Source organism: Streptomyces sp. NPDC044984, from assembly GCF_040646935.1.
Lineage (GTDB): Bacteria > Actinomycetota > Actinomycetes > Streptomycetales > Streptomycetaceae > Streptomyces.
Genome location: NZ_JBEZBE010000022.1, coordinates 26244 through 42851, shown reverse-complemented (window position 1 = coordinate 42851; position 16608 = coordinate 26244). Strand labels below are relative to the sequence as shown.

Annotated in this window: 12 protein-coding genes; 4 read left to right on the top strand and 8 right to left on the bottom strand. The window is 69.3% G+C overall.

Annotated features, from left to right (window positions below):
- Window positions 1–63: 63 nt before the first annotated feature.
- The 3 genes from AB0A94_RS23745 to AB0A94_RS23735 form a co-directional block, all read right to left on the bottom strand.
- On the bottom strand, window positions 64–882 hold the full coding sequence (locus AB0A94_RS23745; RefSeq protein ID WP_361747311.1) for an ABC transporter permease: 819 nt from the start codon (window positions 880–882) through the stop codon (window positions 64–66).
- The gene (locus tag AB0A94_RS23740; protein WP_352384200.1) at window positions 879–1871 is read right to left on the bottom strand and encodes an ATP-binding cassette domain-containing protein; all 993 of its coding nucleotides are present in this window, start codon (window positions 1869–1871) and stop codon (window positions 879–881) included. The genes AB0A94_RS23745 and AB0A94_RS23740 overlap by 4 nt, the downstream gene beginning before the upstream one ends.
- Window positions 1872–2526: 655 nt before the next feature.
- Window positions 2527–3063 carry a YbaK/EbsC family protein gene (locus tag AB0A94_RS23735; RefSeq protein ID WP_361747309.1) on the bottom strand — a complete coding sequence of 179 codons (537 nt, stop codon included), beginning with the start codon at window positions 3061–3063 and terminating at the stop codon, window positions 2527–2529.
- A gap of 559 nt (window positions 3064–3622) precedes the next feature.
- Between AB0A94_RS23735 and AB0A94_RS23730 the strand changes: the two genes are divergently transcribed.
- The 4 genes from AB0A94_RS23730 to AB0A94_RS23715 all read left to right on the top strand — a co-directional run bounded on the left by AB0A94_RS23730 (window position 3623) and on the right by AB0A94_RS23715 (window position 9238).
- Window positions 3623–4339 carry an alpha/beta fold hydrolase gene (locus tag AB0A94_RS23730; protein ID WP_361747307.1) on the top strand — a complete coding sequence of 239 codons (717 nt, stop codon included), beginning with the start codon at window positions 3623–3625 and terminating at the stop codon, window positions 4337–4339.
- 214 nt (window positions 4340–4553) lie between these two features.
- Complete coding sequence (gene hppD, locus AB0A94_RS23725) at window positions 4554–5585, top strand: 4-hydroxyphenylpyruvate dioxygenase (RefSeq protein ID WP_361747305.1); 1032 nt, start codon at window positions 4554–4556, stop codon at window positions 5583–5585.
- A complete protein-coding gene (locus tag AB0A94_RS23720; protein ID WP_361747303.1) occupies window positions 5582–8062 on the top strand; it encodes an aminotransferase class I/II-fold pyridoxal phosphate-dependent enzyme in 2481 nt (826 codons plus the stop codon). Before hppD ends, AB0A94_RS23720 begins: the two co-directional genes overlap by 4 nt.
- Before the next feature lie 6 nt (window positions 8063–8068).
- Window positions 8069–9238: a prephenate dehydrogenase gene (locus AB0A94_RS23715; RefSeq protein ID WP_361747301.1), complete on the top strand. Its 1170-nt coding sequence runs from the start codon at window positions 8069–8071 to the stop codon at window positions 9236–9238.
- Window positions 9239–9260: 22 nt separating this feature from the next.
- Here the strand turns inward: AB0A94_RS23715 and AB0A94_RS23710 are convergent, their stop codons facing one another.
- The 5 genes from AB0A94_RS23710 to AB0A94_RS23690 form a co-directional block, all read right to left on the bottom strand.
- The gene (locus AB0A94_RS23710; RefSeq protein ID WP_352384188.1) at window positions 9261–9515 is read right to left on the bottom strand and encodes a LysR family transcriptional regulator; all 255 of its coding nucleotides are present in this window, start codon (window positions 9513–9515) and stop codon (window positions 9261–9263) included.
- 355 nt (window positions 9516–9870) lie between these two features.
- Window positions 9871–11937 (bottom strand): AarF/UbiB family protein, encoded by a 2067-nt coding sequence (locus AB0A94_RS23705; RefSeq protein WP_361747299.1) that lies wholly within the window; start codon window positions 11935–11937, stop codon window positions 9871–9873.
- A gap of 358 nt (window positions 11938–12295) precedes the next feature.
- The gene (locus AB0A94_RS23700; RefSeq protein WP_361747297.1) at window positions 12296–14842 is read right to left on the bottom strand and encodes an ABC transporter permease; all 2547 of its coding nucleotides are present in this window, start codon (window positions 14840–14842) and stop codon (window positions 12296–12298) included.
- The gene (locus AB0A94_RS23695; RefSeq protein ID WP_361747295.1) at window positions 14839–15612 is read right to left on the bottom strand and encodes an ABC transporter ATP-binding protein; all 774 of its coding nucleotides are present in this window, start codon (window positions 15610–15612) and stop codon (window positions 14839–14841) included. Before AB0A94_RS23695 ends, AB0A94_RS23700 begins: the two co-directional genes overlap by 4 nt.
- A gap of 170 nt (window positions 15613–15782) precedes the next feature.
- A complete protein-coding gene (locus tag AB0A94_RS23690) occupies window positions 15783–16559 on the bottom strand; it encodes an alpha/beta fold hydrolase (protein ID WP_361747292.1) in 777 nt (258 codons plus the stop codon).
- Window positions 16560–16608: the final 49 nt, after the last annotated feature.

Below are 16608 nucleotides of genomic sequence, written 5' to 3'. Positions count from 1 at the left end.
GTCAACGTCCCCTTCTGCGGTGCACAAAGTGGTGGGTGGTCCGGATCGTCGAAACGACGGGCGCTAGATGCGGCGGGCGTACGAACGGACGGCCAGCGGCACGAACACGGCCATGACGACGGCGCAGGCCAGCGTGGTCGTGCCGATGGAGGAGCCGACGCCCGAAGTGGGCCCGGACAGCAGTCCCCTTACGGCGTCCGACAGGTGGGTGACCGGGTTGATCTTGGCCCAGGCCTGAAGCCATCCCGGGAGCGTCTCGGTGGCGACCATGGTGTTGCTGCCGAAGGCCATCGGGAACAGCACGATCATCACCAGCATGTTGACCGACTCGGGCTTGTCCGCGATCAGGCCGATCGTCAGCGCGATCCAGGACAGGGAGAAGGACACCAGCAGCACGATCAGGACGGCCAGCAGGACCGAGAGGGGGTCGGTGTGCAGCCGGAATCCGACGCAGACACCGAAAACGAGAATGACCACGGTGGCGGCGGCCTGCCGCGGCAGGTCCCCGAGGATGTGCGCGACCAGTGGCGCGGACCGTGCGATGGGCAGGCTCCGGAACCGGTCGAAGATGCCCTTGTCGATGTCGCTGTTGATCGCCTGCCCCACGGTGGTGACCATGAAGGCCGCGTTCTGCGCCAGCATTCCCGGCAGCAGGAACTGCAGGTACTCCTCCTGGCTGCCCGCCACCGCGCCGGCGAACAGAACCATGAACATCAGCATCATGATGATGGGCTGCAGGGCGCTGAAGATGACGATCTGCGGCGAGGTGCGCAACTTGGTCAGGTTCCGGCCGGCCAGGGTCAGCGTGTGGCGCAGCAGGTGGCCGCGGACCGTCAGCTCCTTCGACCGGACCGGGGCGCTCTTCTCGGTGATGCTGCTCATCGGGCGTTCCTTTCGGCGGCACCGGCCGTCACGGCGTCCGGGGCATCGGCTGTCTGTCTGCTGCGATGACCGGTCAGCTCGAGGAACACCTCGTCGAGGGTGGCCTGCCGCAGGCCCAGTTCGAAGAAGGAGATGCCGGCGGCCTCGAGCTGTTCGGTGAGCTGCCGCAGCGCCGCGGTGTCTCCGGCCGGGGCGCCGATCAGGCCGGTGTCTTCGTCCACCGTCGCCTCCGCTCCGGTCGCGGCGGCGACGTAGGCGGCCGCCTGGGCGCAGCGGGAGGGGTCCTCGATGCGGACCTGCAGTGCAAGTCCGCCCACGCGGGCCTTGAGTTCGGTGGGGGTGCCGGTGGCCACCACCTTCCCCTGGTCGAGCACCACCAGGTCGTTCGCGAGGTGGTCGGCTTCTTCCAGGTACTGCGTGGTGAGCAGCACCGTCACCCCGTCCGCGACCAGCTCGCGCACCAGCGTCCAGACCTCGGTGCGGCTGCGCGGATCGAGACCGGTGGTCGGCTCGTCGAGGAAGAGGACGCTCGGGCGCCCGACCAGGCTGGCCGCTACGTCCAGCCGGCGCCGCATGCCTCCGGAGTAGGTCTTGGCCATGCGGGAGGCCGCGTCCTCCAGCTGGAACCGTTGGATCAGCTCGTCCGCCCGCCCGCGCGCCGCCGCACGGGGCAGTCCCAGCAGACGGCCGATCAGCTCCAGGTTGTGCCGACCGGAGAGGTCGTCGTCCACCGCCGCGTACTGGCCGGTGAGCCCGATCGCCGCCCGTACCAGATGAGGCTGTTCCGCGACGTCGTGCCCGTCGATCCAGGCCCGTCCCGAGTCCGCGCGCAGGAGGGTCGAGAGAATGCGCACGGTGGTCGTCTTGCCGGAACCGTTCGGGCCCAGCAGCCCGAGCACAGTGCCCGGCCGGGCCGCGAAACCGACCTCGGACAGGGCCTGGTTCTTCCCGTAGGACTTACTAAGGTCTTCGACGCGGATGGTCTCCACAGCAGGCCTCTCGGTATCAGTGTCTGCCGGTCACGAGCCGGCTGACCACGGCGGTTCGGGCGGCTCCGCTCCGGTGGAAGCCGCTGGGGCACCGTCGAAGTCGCCTCGATGCGGTGCGGCCGATCCGGCACGCGCCGAGCGGTTGGCTCGGCCGAGGCCGCGGATCGGACGGAAAGGCGCCCCGTCGGCACTGGCTGCCCCTGCGGACCAGGCCGGCGGATCCTGCTGCCGGCGTTCGGCTCGCCGGCTGGCTACCGGCTCATCCTCACCGGACGCTCCCCCGGCCGACAGCCCGCATCAAAAAATCGATTCTGAGTACGAAGGCTGCACCGGTGGGCGCCGTTCGGCCCTCACCCTCCTCTTCGACTCCTGCGCAAGAGCCACCGGCCTCCGGGGTCCGGCATGATCGCCGTCCCTGCCGGTGGGACGGCCTGAGGGTGATGTCATCGGACCCGGGAGGTGCCGGCGGAGACGCCGATCAGCGGTCCGGCCGCCGCCCGGCCCGGCGCGATGCCCGGTCACGTGCGCTCGCCGGGGCTGCACGACGTGGATGCGCGCGAACAGCCCCGTCGCCGAGGCCGGCACGGCATCGACGCGTACGCACTCCCGGCGAGCGCGCCGGCTGCGGCCGCCCTGGCGCCGCGGGGTGCGGGACTCATGCCGCGTCGTCGCCGTGCGCGTCGGAGGCGGCCGCCGTCGTGAGAACCTCCGGTGACGGCTCGGCGATGCGCTGCACCAGCGGGCCGGCCAGCGTCAGATAGTCCGAGGTGGCCAGTGCCACCGAGCGGTCCAGCCGGGCCGCGTTGAAGAAGATCTCGTCGTGCACCAACAGGGTCGGGTCAACCACGAGCTCCAGGTCGGCGTGGAACGCGAAGGGGGGTATGGAACCGCTGACGCTGCCCGTCAGCCGTTCGGCCGCCTCACGGGAGGCGAAGGACGTTTCCCTGCCGGAGTAGAGGTCGTTCAGCCCGTCCAGGTCCACTCTGCAGTCCCCCGGGACGACGGCGAGCACGTAGCGCCTGGACCGGCGCCCGAGAGCCACCCGTACGACCAGGCATTTGGCGGCCTGGGCCGTGGCATGGCGCCGGAGGACACTGGCGGGACCGGTGCGCCCCTCGGGAGCATGGTCGATGAGTCGGAAACGTGCCTGCCCTCGGTCGAGCAGCTCGATCAGTCGGTCGTATGTACTCATGTGTCTGTGCTCCAGTGGCCTCACAAGGGCGCCGGCCGGCCCGCGCCCCGGTCGGCACACCGTCTCGGTTCGAGGACCGAGCCTTCCCGGACCGGTTCTCGCACGCCCGGCGTTCAAGCCCGTCGGCGCCTCGAAGAGAATCGGACAGGGCGCCTCCCCGGCTTCATGCACGTCCTCGTTCCAGGCGACCATAGGCCGCCCGGAAAGCTCCTGCAAACATCGGCGAGGCAGAGCGGGGCCACGTTTGGAAGTCTTCGATGAAAAGAATTCAATAAACCATTGCCGAAGGTACCTCCCCCCTGCACAATGACGACCGCGCACCCTCACCCCGGCCATTGGGTGCGGTATTTCCGCTTCCCGACGCCCTCCCCTTCCGACACATCTCCCAGCGTGCCGGATCGACCCTTGCAGGCATCGAAGAATTCTTGCCCATCCGAAGCGTGGTGCGCTTTTCCCCGGTACGTTGTCCACGCTGCCCCCTATGACGCGAGGAGTTCAGATGTCCAGGGCTCTGGTTCGCCCGCTGCCGCGGCCCCACGCTGCCCTGACGCTGCTCTGCATGAGCTTCTGCGGAGGCGGCACCGCGTCCTTCCGGCCCTGGGCCCGCAGCCTGCCGGACGACGTCGAACTGGTGTTGTACTGCTATCCGGGACGTGAGGGGCGGTTCACCTCACCGTTCGCACGGGACTGGGACGAATTGCTGGCGGACGCCGTGAGCGCACTGCGCGGGATCGCGGGGCGGCCGTACACCCTGCTCGGACACAGCATGGGAGCGTGGGTCGCCTTCGACCTCGCGGTACGGGCGGACCGCGCCGGCCTGGCCCCGCCGCAGTCGCTGATCGTCTCGGCCGCCGACGCCCCCACCCGCTGGAAGGAGGACCGGGATTCGCCGCCCACGGTCCGGGACAGCGACGAATACCTGCTCGACTGGATGAGCGCGAACGGCCAGCTCTCCGACGGGGCGCGCGCCGACCCCGAGATCATGCAGATCGCGGTGGAGATACTGCGCGCCGACATGCAGGTCATGGACACGTACCGGTACCGCGCGGGCGAACGAGCGCGTGTACCGCTGCATTTCCTCCACGGCGAGGAGGACTACCTGGACGGCCCCGCCGCCACGGAACGATGGCAGCAGCTCAGTACCGCCGGGTTCACCTCGACACGGCTGCCCGGCGGCCACTTCTACACCCCCGCGGTCTGGGCCCGGCTGCCCGGTCATGTGAGCTCGCTCCGTCCGGCGCGTCACGAGGGCGCCGCGGCCCCGGTCACCGCGTGAACGCCGGCCGGTCCGCCCGGCCCGTCGGCACACGCTGCGCCTTTCATGAAGCCTGGCAGCAAAATGCCAGGCCCGAGATACATGTTCAGATAAGTGCGGCGACGCGTTAAATTTACGCCGCACTGAACGTTCAGAAGTGTCGATCCGGCCCACCCTTGAATCATCGAGAGGGTTTTTCGACGGCCGGCCACCCAAACGTCGGATGGGGAACAACGTGACCGCACATGACGTCGAGTACATCGAGATTTACACCAGCGACCAGCAGAAGACGAAGAACTACTTCTCTTCCAAGTTCGGTTTCGCCGAAAAGGCGACGTGCAGTGCCGATGGCCTCGATTCGACACTGCTGCGACAGAACGACATCCAGCTGGTGATCACTTCGGGACCCGGCGTCGCCGGCTTTCTGGCCGCACACGGCGACGGCATCGCCGACATCGCTTTCTCCTGCGAGGATCCCGCCGCGGTCCGGGAGGGCGCCCTCGCCGCGGGCGCCCGCGACCTGACGCCGGACCAGGCCGCGTGTCCCGTCGTCTCCGGGTTCGGGGCAACGCGCCACACCCTCGTCCGGCGTGCGGCCGGGCAGGCGTTCGAACTGCCCGCCGGGTGGGACTGGGTCTTGACGCCGAAGTCCCCGGCGCACGACGGTCCGGCGCACGAACTGGCCAAGCTCGACCACATCGCGGTCTGCCTCGAAGCAGGGACGCTGCACGACACGGTCCGGTACTACATCGACGGATTCGGCTTCGAGGAGTACTCCAGCGAATACGTCGCCGTCGGTGAGCAGGCCATGGACTCCATCGTGGTGCGCAGCCTCTCCGCCGGGATCACCTTCACCATCATCGAGCCCGACGCAACGAAGAAGCCCGGCCAGATCGACGAGTTCCTGGCGCGCAACGGCGGCGCGGGCGTGCAGCACCTGGCGTTCCTCGTCGACGAGATCGTCCCCGCCGTCCTGGACTTCGAGGCCCGCGGCATCGAGTTCCTGCAGACTCCCGGCACCTACTACGACGCCCTGGCGGCTCGGATCTCCGGCCTCGACGAGGGGATCGCCGAACTCCGCAAGACGAACGTGCTCGCCGACCGGGACGAGTGGGGCTACTTGCTGCAGTTGTTCACCCGCTCCCCCTACGAACGGCGCACGCTCTTCTTCGAGCTCATCCAGCGGCACGGAGCCAAGGGCTTCGGAAGCTCCAACATCCGTGCTCTGTACGAGGCCGTGGAGCGTGCCCGGGAATCCGCCTCATGAGCGGACGCGGTCTCCCGCCGGACCAGCGACGCCCCTTCTCCCTCTCCGAGTACGCCGCGCGTGCGCGCGCCCGCACCGATCCCGCCGTCTGGGACTTCATCGAGGGCGGTGCCGGGCAGGAACAGACACTCGCCGCCAACGTACAGGCCTTCGACGAGGTCCGACTGCGCACCCGCGTGCTGACCGGCGCGGGCGGATGCGACCTGTCCACCACCGTCCTCGGGCGGAGGTGGGCGGCGCCGGTTGCGGTGGCGCCCATGGCGTACCACACCCTGGTTCACCCGGACGGGGAAACCGCCACGGCGAAGGCCGCCGGAGCCGCCGGGGTGCCGCTGGTCGTGAGCACCTTCGCGGGCCGGACATTCGAGGACATCGCCCAGGCCGCGAACGCTCCTCTGTGGCTTCAGGTCTACTGCTTCCGCGACCGCGCGACCACGCGCCGGCTCATCGAGCGTGCGGAGCGGACGGGTTTCGAGGCGCTGGTGCTGACGGTCGACACACCGCGGCTCGGCCGGCGGCTGCGCGACCTGCGCAGCGGCTTCCGGCTGCCGCCGCACGTGTCGCCCGCCAACCTCCCCGCGGACGGGACCGACTACTCCTCCCCGTCGGGGCACAGCCGCACCGCCATCGACGCATCGCTCGACTGGTCGGTGATCGCCTGGCTGCGGTCGGTCTCCACGCTCCCCGTACTGGTCAAAGGGATCATGACCGGTGAGGACGCCGCCCGCGCCGTGCGCGCGGGCGTGGACGGAATCCTCGTCTCCAACCACGGCGGACGGCAACTCGACGGCTCTCCCGCCACCCTGGACGTACTGGCGGAGACCGCCGACGCCGTCAAGGGCCGTTGTCCCCTGCTCCTGGACGGCGGCGTCCGCCGGGGCAGGGACGTGCTCGCGGCTCTGGCGCTCGGCGCCGACGCCGTCCTGCTGGGCCGGCCAGTGCTGCACGGCCTGGCCGTGGACGGGGAACCCGGTGCGGCGCACGTGCTGGAGCTGGTCGTCGACGAACTGGCGGAAGCCATGATGTTGACGGGAACCGCCGGCACGGCCGAGGTGGACAGGACGCTGCTGCATCCGCCGAGCACCGTGTCGCCGTCATCGGCGACACGCACCGCGTCGGCCGCGCGCACCCGTCCGCCGACTCCCGGCGGGCCGACGGTCCTGTACAGGGAAGACCTGCACGGCAGCGTGTCCGACCCCGTGCTGGACACCATGAACTTCCTCAACGAGATCACAGGCCGCTTCCCCGACGCCGTGTCCTTCGCTCCCGGACGGCCGTACGAGGACTTCTTCGACGTCGAGGACGTCTTCGGCCACATCCGTCGCTACATCGGCCATCTGACCGCGCGCGGCACCTCGGCGGCCGGCATCCGCACCGCCATGTACCAGTACGGTCCGACTGCGGGCCTGATCCGTGAACTCGTCGCCGACTCGCTCCGCGCCGATGAATCCATCGACGTGGCCCCCGAGTCGATCGTGGTCACGGTCGGCGCCCAGGAGGGGATGCTCCTGACCCTTCGCGCGCTGTGCGCGGGGCCGGACGACGTGCTGCTCGTCGCCAGTCCCTGCTACGTGGGGATCACCGGCGCCGCACGGCTGCTCGACATCCCGGTGCGTCCGGTCGGGGAGGGCACCGACGGGATCGACTGCGCCGACGTCGAGAGCGCCGTCCTCACCGAGAAGGCAGCAGGGCGCAGGCCGAGGGCGTTCTACGTGGTGCCCGACCATGCGAACCCCTCAGGCGTCTCCATGTCCTCGCAGGCCCGGCGTGAGCTGCTGGAAACGGCCGCCCGGCACGATCTGCTGATCATCGAGGACAGTCCCTACCGACTGGTCAGTCCGGGCCTCCAGCGGCCGACGCTCAAATCGCTCGACCGGGCCCGCCGAGTGGTGCACCTCGGTTCGTACTCCAAGTCGGTCTTCCCCGGCGCCCGTGTCGGGTTCGTGGTCGCCGACCAGCCGGTGACCGACGCGCTGGGAGCGGACAGCCTGCTCGCCGACGAGCTCGCCAAGATCAAGAGTATGGTCACCGTGAACACCCCGGCACTGAGCCAGGCGGCTGTCGCCGGCGCCCTGCTGGCCTCCGGCGGGCGTCTCACCGAGCACAACGCCGTCCCTGCCAAACATTACGGCGAGGCCCTCCGGGTGACCCTGGAACAGCTGGAGCGGCAGTTCCCCGAGGACCGACGTCGGGAGCTGGGTATCAGCTGGAACACTCCCACCGGCGGTTTCTTCCTCACGGTCCAGGTGTCCTTCGCTGCGGACGAGGGCGCGCTGCTGCGATCCGCCGGTGAACACGGCGTCATCTGGACCCCGATGTCGTACTTCTATCCCGACGGGGGCGGTGAGCACTCCATCCGGCTGTCCTTCAGCTATCTGAGTCACGGGGAGATCGAGGAGGGCGTCGCACGGCTGGCCGCCTTCCTCCGGGCCGAGACGTCGCGCGGTGGCGCTCCCACCGCCGTTGCCGGGATGTGACGCACGATGAGAACCGCGATAGTCGTCGGGACGGGCCTGATCGGCACGTCCGTCGCCCTGGCACTGAGCCGGCGGGGCGTGACCGTGTACCTGGACGACACGGACACGACCGCGGCAAGGACGGCTGAAGCGCTGGGGGCAGGTTCTCTGCAGCTCCCCGGCAAACAGGTCGACCTCGCTGTCCTGGCCGTGCCGCCGGGCCGGATAGGAGCCGTACTCGCCCGCTGTCAACTCGACGACCTGGCCCACACCTACACCGACGTCGCCAGCGTCAAGGCACGGCCGAGCGACGAGGTCGCCTCGGCCGGCGGGGATCCGTCCAGTTACATCGGAGGGCACCCCCTTGCCGGCAGTGAGCGCTCCGGACCGCTGGCGGCCCGGGCCGACCTCTTCGAGGGCCGTCCGTGGGTCCTCACGCCGTCGCCCCGGACCGATCGCGCCTCGCTCAACCGGGGCCTGGAACTGGTGTCGCTGTGCGGCGGGGTCCCCGTCCTCATGGACGCCGCCGGCCACGACCGTGCCGTCGCGCTGACCTCGCACGCCCCGCACCTGATCTCCTCCTTGATGGCGGCCCGTCTGGAGGAGGCGGAGAGCGAACACATCCGGGTGTCGGGGCAGGGACTGCGGGACGTCACCCGTATCGCGGCGGGCGAGCCCGCGCTCTGGGGGGACATCCTGGAGGCGAACGCCGAGGCGGTCACCAGCGTTCTCGAGGCCTTCGCCGCCGATCTGGACCGACTGCTCTCGGTTCTGCGTGCCCAGCGCAGTGCCGATGCCGCAGTGCGGGCCCGGGCCACCGGCGAACTCGACCGGATTCTGCGGCGTGGCAACCGGGGACACGCCCGGGTGCCGCACAAACAGCGTGCGCGGCCGGACGAGTTCGTCGCCATTCCGGTGGCCATACCGGACCAGCCCGGTGCGCTGGCCGCCCTGTTCTCCGCCGTGAGCGAGGCGGAAGTCAACGTCGAGGACGTGCGCATCGAGCATTCCATCGATCAACCCCGCGGCCTCGTCGAACTGCTCGTGGATCCCGCTTCCGTCGCGGGTGTACGACGAGTGCTGGACGCCAACGGCTGGAGCCGGCACGAGGACCCTCATGCCGGTCACGGAATCCGGTCCGCCGACCGGGCGGTCGGTTCGATGACGGGAATAAGAAATCCGGATCCGGCCCGGTGAACCCGATCCGAAGCTCTCCCGGTCAGGCCGCACACACGCCTTTCATGCTGTCGATCAGGGTGAGCACCGCCCGGGCGGACGGAAGAATCATGCGGCCTTCCCGAGTGAGCCGCGCCCCCGTCGAATCCCGGGTGAAGAGCTTTGTACCCAACATCTGCTCCAGACACTTGATCTGGTAGCTGATCGCAGGCTGCGAATATCCCAACTCCTTCGCGGCCTGGTCCATGCGTCCAATTTCAGCTACGGACACGAAAGCGCGGAACTCACGCTCGTGCATGTTTCCCCCTGTCTTACCGGCGCGTCTCGAACGGACCTGCGGGCACCGGCACCGATACACCGGCTCTCGATAATTTCTACTCCATATCAGACCATCTGAACTACAGGGGCAATGGGCGATGCAGGAAGCTGCAAGGCGAGCGCCTCGGCACGGCGGCGGTCCGGGCCCCGAGGGCGGTTTGCACCGATTCGCGGACCAGGTTGGTGTCGGCATCGGGCCCTGACCGCCGCCCGGCCGACGCCGCCGCACCGGATCCACCGCAGTGTCGTACCGGGCCGGCCGTGACGACGCGCCGGGGCCTGCCGCGGTGTCTGCGAGCCGTGGCGGGCCCCGGTGCGAGCGAGGTGCGGCGGCGTCAGCCGGGCCGCCTCATCGCCGTGTACAGCGCCCGCAGCATCAGGATCGCGCTCACCGCGAGACACTGGTAACCGAGCAACGGGAACAGTCCCATCTGCTCGGTGACGCGCGGACCGCGGCTGGTGCCGAACACCAGCAGCAGCACGCCCATCAGCCCCGTACAGGCCGCCAGCAGAGTGACGGTCATCTGGTGGATCAGCCCGGAGACGAACCGCTGTTCCCGTTCGTCGGCGAGTATCCGTACGCGCACCGCGAACCGCCCGTCCTCCAGCGAGGCGCTGATGCGGTCGGCGCGTCTGGGCAGCCGGCGCAGCATGGGCACGATCGAGAGGATCTCCTGGGCCGCGCCGCCCCACAGAGAGCCGAACGCGCTCTTCTCCTCCTGCCGGCGCCATGCACCCCCCTTGCGGAATCTCAGCTGGTCGTCGAGCAGCGCGGCGGCGAACGTCCTCCCCTCCTCCAGCATGTCGAAGCCGGGAGAGAGTTGGCAGAGCGTGCCCTCCACCGTGGCCAGGGCCCGGAAGACGGCGGCGACCTCGGGCGGCACGGAGAGCCCGAAACGCGTGACGATCTGGAACAGCGCGGTGAACGTCTCGGTGTCCAGCCGGGTCCCGGCGCCGAGGTGCTGTGCCATGAACTGCCCCAGCTCCCGCTCCAGCAGCAGCGAGTCGGGCATGAGGTCTCCGCCCGCTGTGGCGCGGGTGCCCAACATCGCGATGAGGGCGTCGTGCAGCCCGGCCGCGTCCGCCCGGTCGACGGCCACCATGAGCTCCTGGATGGCCAGGCGCACCGACGGTTCGATACGGCCGACCGACCCGAAGTCGAGCAGCGCGATCCGCCCGTCCTCGAGCAGCAACAGGTTGCCCGGGTGCGGATCGGCGTGGAAGACGCCCACCCGCAGTATCTGATGGAGCATGGCCGCGAAGGCGGTGCGGGCCAGCTCCTGGCGGTCCAGACCGTCGCGGTCGGCGATCGCTCCCGCCCGGTCGAGCGTCACCCCTTGCAGCCATTCCTGGACCAGGACCCTGGCCGAGGTGAACTCGTAGTACACCCGCGGGATGCGGACCGGGGCGTCCTCGTCCAGGGCTCCACAGGCCTCGGCGATCGTGGTCGAGTTGCGGGCCTCGATGCGGAAGTCCAGCTCCTCGCGCACCGACCTGCAGAAGCCGTTCCCGAGATCCTTGAGGCCCAGGGTCCGTGCGGAGCGGGTCCGTTCTTGCATGCCTCGGGTGACGGCGAGGACGATGGCGAGGTCCCGCTCCACCGCTTCGCCTATTCCAGGGCGCTGGACCTTCACGATGACGACGGGGCCGCCGCGGAGACGGGCGCGGTGCACCTGGGCGATGGACGCCGCCGCGAGCGGAACGTGCTCGATCCACTCGAAGACCTCGTCGACGGGCCGGCCCAGCTCCGCGTGGAGCACCGCCTCGATCTCGGGCCAGGGCGCAGCCGGCACACGGCTCTGCAGACCGCTGAGTTCAGTGATGAAGTGCGAGGGAAGCAGGTCGCGTCGGGTGGAGAGGACCTGGCCCAGTTTGATCAGGGCCCCACCGCACTCCTCCAGCGCGAGCCGCAGCGATCGAGCGGTGCGCTCGCCGTATGCGCCCGGCCGCAGAGCGCGGTCCCAGTTGCCGCGGCCGCGCAGCAGTCCGCTGAGGCCGTGACGCATGAAGACCCGGCTGATCTGCGAGTAACGGCGCGTCCGGTTGAGCCGCCCTTCCATGGCACGCCAGACCCGCATCAGCGTCGTCCAGCTCCCGTAGGGGAGGAAGACCTCGATGACGACCAGGGTGACCATCGCAGCGAGAACGGACAGCGCGACCTGAACGCTGAACAGGGCATCACTGCCTTCGTCGTTCCGCATCATCGGTTTGAACGCCATGAGCGCGCCGAGCCCGACCAGGCCGGCACAGAGTGCGCGCAGCGGACCGACACGTATGCCGAGGAGCCGCCGGGAAATCGCGGAGACCCCGAAAACGGTGACTCCGAGGGAGGCTGCTGCCGCCAGCACGACCAGCATCCATCGGGAGACGTCTTCGAAGGTGAAGGCTGCCAGCAGAGTCATGCGGATGTTCCCTCGGTGTGCGGTGGAGCCCGTCGGCCGGGTGGAAGTCGGCGCCGTCGGCAACGGTAGACGCGGTGCGCCCCGTACGGCCGGGACTGTCGGCTTGGTGCAGACCGGGGGCGGGACCACCGCATGCCGTCCGGTGGCGGACGGTCCCGCTCGGGCCGTGCCCCGGTGCCTCTCCGCGGCCGCGGGCCTGCGGTGGAGCAGCCGGGCCGGGTCGGGAAGCGACCGCGCCCGGACGTGCTTCGCCCCTGCGGCGCAGGTCCGGCGGTGGCCGTGGAGGAGGGGTGGAGAGTCGGCGGGGGATCCGTCCCTCCACCCCTCGGTCAGTGCACCGCCCGTGCGGGCGGCTCGATCAGCTGTGGCTGATGGCGCGGAGCACGCTGAGGCGTGCCCCACGTCGTGCGGGGGCGAGCGAAGCGATCACACCGACGACCGCAGCACCGATCAGGTAAGCCAGCATCTGTGACCAGGGAAGTGCCAGGTGGCTGACGCCCTGATCCTTCAGGGCACGGGAGACCGCCAGGCCCAGCACACTGCCGACCACCAGCCCCAGCACGGCGCCGAAGAGGGAGATCAGCATCGACTCGGTCATGATCATGCGTACGGTCTGTCCACGGCCCAGGCCGATGGCCCGCAGGGCGCCCATCTCCGCGGTCCGTTCGAGGATGGACAGGGCGAGCGTGTTGATGATGCCGAGCACCGCGATGAGCATGGCCACGCCCAGCAGAGCCTGCACGATGGTGACCTGCAGGGCGAAGGCCGCGCTGAACTCGTCGATCACCTCGGACTTGGTCATGACCTCAGCCTCGGGGCTGTCCTGGAGCAGCTTCTCGATCTGCGGCAGCACGGAGGACGCATCGGTGTCTTTGTCCAGTTCGAAGAAGGCCTGGGACGGCAGCTCGCTGCTGAAGCCGGCCCGCGCGTCGGCCCACGGCACCACGATGCCGTTGGAGAGCGCGGTGCTCTCGAAGATGCCAGCGACCTGGTAGGTGTGCGGATCTCCGCGCTGCAGCTGGACGGTGACCTTGTCGCCGACCTTGAGATCGTGGGCCTTCGCAGAGCTCTCGTCCATGACGGCGCTCCCGGCGGCCGGAGGAAGGAGCGATCCCTCCTTCCCGGTCAGCCCGAGGACATCCTGTGCCGTGGCCCAGTCCTGCCAGGAGGCGACGCTCTGGGCTTCTCCGTCCACCGAGCCCGAGTCGAGCATGGCGACGGCAGTCTTCTCCACCCCCGGCACCCTGGCGGCCTGAGCGAGCGCGTCCGGGGCGATGGGCGCGCCGGCCGCCGAGGGACCGTCCCCCTTGACCACCAGGTCGGACTTGAGCGTCCGTTTGATCTGGTCGGTGACGCTGTCCTCGAACGACGCGGCGAGGGTGCTCACCGTGGTGACCAGCGCGACGCCGACCATGATGGCCGAGGCGGTGATCGCCGTACGGCGAGGGTTGCGGGCCGCGTTGCGGCGGCCGAGCTGGCCCGGCAGCGCTCGGGAGAACAGCACACCGATCGCCCACACCGTGGGCCGGCTCACCAGCGGCGTCAGCAGCGCGACGCCGACGAAGCTCAGCAGTACCGCGGGCAGGACGGTACCCATCCCACCGGATCCGGCCAGGCCGAGGGCCAGTAGGACGACGCCGAGGCCGAGGAGGACGGCACCGGTCCAGGTCTGCTTGCGGCCCTTGCGGTCCGGGACGGCGGCCGTGCGGATCACGGCGATGGGCGCCACCCGCGAGGCCCGCACGGCCGGGAAGAGCGCGGCCAGCACGGTGACCAGGATGCCTACGGCGAAAGAGGTCACCACGGCGTCCGCCGGTACGCCGAGGGGAGCCACCTGAAGTCCTTCGATCGAGCTGCCCGCGAGGCTGGAACCGAGCGCGCCCACCCCGATGCCGGCGGCCAGACCGAGCACGGAGGCGACCAGTCCGACCGCGAACGACTCCAGCAGCACCGAATGGATCATCTGCCGTCGGCTGGCGCCCAGCGCCCGCAGCAGGGCCAGCTCCCGCAGGCGCTGGGCGATGATGATCGAGAAGGTGTTGACGATCAGGAAGACGCTGACGAACACCGCGATGCCGGCGAAACCGAGAAGCAGTTGGCTGATCAGGTCCAGCACGGCGCCGGCCTTGTCGGACTGCTTCTTCGCGAATTCCTCGGCGGTGGCGACCTCATAGGCGCCGCCCAGTTCCTTGGCCATCGCGCTCCCGACGGAGGCCGCCGGCACACCGGGGGCCGTGTCGACGCCGACGCCGGAGAAAGCACCCGCCTTCCCCGTCATGAGCTGTTGGGCGACCGGCTCGGTGAACGCGACCGTCTGTTCGCCGCCGATGGAATCGCGGCCTTCGGAGTAGCCGAAGACGCCGACCACGGTGAAGGACTTCTTCGGCTCGGTCGTCAGCACGTCGATCCGGTCACCGGCCTTGAAGCCGGCCTTCTCGGCCAGCGTGGCGTTGATGACGACCTCGTCGGCGGTCTGCGGCCCGCGGCCGGAACGCAACGTGAGCAGTGTGCTCTCACCACGCCAGCCCTCGCCGTACCGAGGGCCGCCGGTGCTCGGCACCAGCTTGTGGTCCTTGCCGAGGGCGCGCGCCCCCTCGGCCTTGACGATCCCCCGGGCCTTCTCCACCCCGGGGATCCCGGCCACCCGGTTCACGGCCGAGGCGTCCAGAGCGGGAACCACCGAAGCCGGCCCACCGGTCTCCTCCTCGACCTTGGGCTTCAGCGAGACGTAAAGATCGAAGTCGTCATAGGCGCCGGTGAACTGGGCATCGAAGGAACGGCCGAGAGTGTCCTTCATGACCATGGCCCCGGACACGAACATCACGCCCAGGACGATGGCCAGGCCCGACATCAGGAGCCGTAGCTTGCGGGAGAGGAGGCTCTTGAGCGTCGCTGTCAGCATCATGCCACCCGCGTCTGCACGTCGATCTTGCGCATCATGTCGAGAACGGCGTCCGCCGTCGGCTCGGTGATCTCGCCGACGATCTGGCCGTCGGCGAGGAAGACGACGCGGTCGGAGTACGACGCCGCAGCCGGATCGTGCGTGACCATGACAATGGTCTGACCGAGCGAACGGGCCGAGTGCCGGAGGAACTCGAGGACTTCGGCGCTCGAGGTGGAATCCAGGTTGCCGGTCGGCTCGTCGGCGAAGATGACCTCCGGCTGGGGCATGAGCGCACGGGCACAGGCCACCCTCTGCTGCTGTCCGCCGGAGAGCTCGGTGGGACGGTGATGGAGCCGCCCGGCCAGACCCACCGTGTCGATGACCCGGTCGAACCAGTCCTTCGACGGCGTACCACCGGCGATCTTCAGTGGCAGGAGGATGTTCTCCTCCGCCGTCAGCGTCGGGAGCAGGTTGAACTGCTGGAAGATGAAGCCGATACGCGTGCGCCGCAGCTGGGTGAGTTCCTTGTCGGACATGCCGTCGACCCGGGCGTCACCGACGTACACCTCTCCGGACGACACATGGTCCAGACCTGCCAGGCAGTGCATGAGAGTCGACTTGCCGGAGCCCGAAGGGCCCATGACAGCCGTAAACTCACCGGCGACGAGCTCGACGTTCACCCCGCGCAGAGCCGCCACCCGGGCCTCGCCGGTCCCGTAGTACTTGGCGACGTCCACCGCCCTGGCGGCAACCTGCCGCGGTTTCGAAGCAGTCGCGGTCACACGACTCACACCCCTCGAATAGATTAGCTCTCACATTTCAGTGGCGCGTCTGGAATCGACCGTTCAAAACCGCGGCTCCAAACGGCACAGAGTGTTCACCCCACCGAACGGAAAGCCCTAATCCATATAGAATTTATGAAATCAGCCCGGCCGCTGACGCGCTGGACTTTCCGCCGGACTCAGCCGATCCGTCCGGCGATGTCCCTGATCAGCCTGTCCCGTTCGGCGATGAGGTAGAAGTGACCGCCCGGAAACTCCCGCAGGCCGAAACCGCCGGTGCTCACTTGGGACCACTCCTGCATATCGGCCACTCTGACCGAATCCTGGTCTCCCGCATAACCGAAAACGGGGCATCGCACCGGAACGGGCTCGGACGCCCGGTAAGTGCCGGATATCTGGAAGTCGGCGCGCAGCGCGGGGAGTACGAGTTCCCGGAGACCGGGATCGTCCAACAGGACGGAGTCGGTGCCGCCGAGCCGTTTCGCCTCGGCCACCAGCCCTTCGTCCGTCCTGAGGTGAACCGTGCGCGGGGTCGTGAGGTGTGGGGCCTCACGGGCGGAGACGAAGAGTCCCGTGAGGTGGTCACCGTGGTCGTCCCCCAGGCGGAGGGCGACTTCGTAGGCGAGTGAGGCTCCCATGCTGTGGCCGAAAAGCGCCACCGGAAGGTCGAGGAAAGGGATCAGTTGCTCGGCGACCGCGTCGGCCAACGGCGCCATGCTGTCGAGGCAGGGTTCCGCGAAGCGTTCCTGTCGCCCCGGGTAGCACGCCGCCAGCACCTCGACCTCGTCGCCGAACGCCTGTCCCCAGGAATGAAAGAAGCTGGCGGCACCGCCCGCGTGCGGCAGACAGACGATCCTCCTGCGCGCCGCCCTGCGCGCAGGATGACGCCGGAACCACTTGGTGTCGGTGCTGCTGGACTTGGTCATGGACTTTTCCTCACTCGTGCGTTCCAGCAACCGTCGGTGCGCACTCCGGACGGGGAACCGGAGTGCGCACCCCTCCGTC

Coding starts and splice junctions, on each gene's coding strand:
- AB0A94_RS23735 (WP_361747309.1), bottom strand. CDS start 3,063: ATGAGTACATACGACCGACTGATCGAGCTGCTCGACCGAGGGCAGGCA.
- AB0A94_RS23700 (WP_361747297.1), bottom strand. CDS start 14,842: ATGATGCTGACAGCGACGCTCAAGAGCCTCCTCTCCCGCAAGCTACGG.
- AB0A94_RS23705 (WP_361747299.1), bottom strand. CDS start 11,937: ATGACTCTGCTGGCAGCCTTCACCTTCGAAGACGTCTCCCGATGGATG.
- AB0A94_RS23730 (WP_361747307.1), top strand. CDS start 3,623: ATGAGCTTCTGCGGAGGCGGCACCGCGTCCTTCCGGCCCTGGGCCCGC.
- AB0A94_RS23715 (WP_361747301.1), top strand. CDS start 8,069: ATGAGAACCGCGATAGTCGTCGGGACGGGCCTGATCGGCACGTCCGTC.
- AB0A94_RS23720 (WP_361747303.1), top strand. CDS start 5,582: ATGAGCGGACGCGGTCTCCCGCCGGACCAGCGACGCCCCTTCTCCCTC.
- AB0A94_RS23745 (WP_361747311.1), bottom strand. CDS start 882: ATGAGCAGCATCACCGAGAAGAGCGCCCCGGTCCGGTCGAAGGAGCTG.
- AB0A94_RS23710 (WP_352384188.1), bottom strand. CDS start 9,515: ATGCACGAGCGTGAGTTCCGCGCTTTCGTGTCCGTAGCTGAAATTGGA.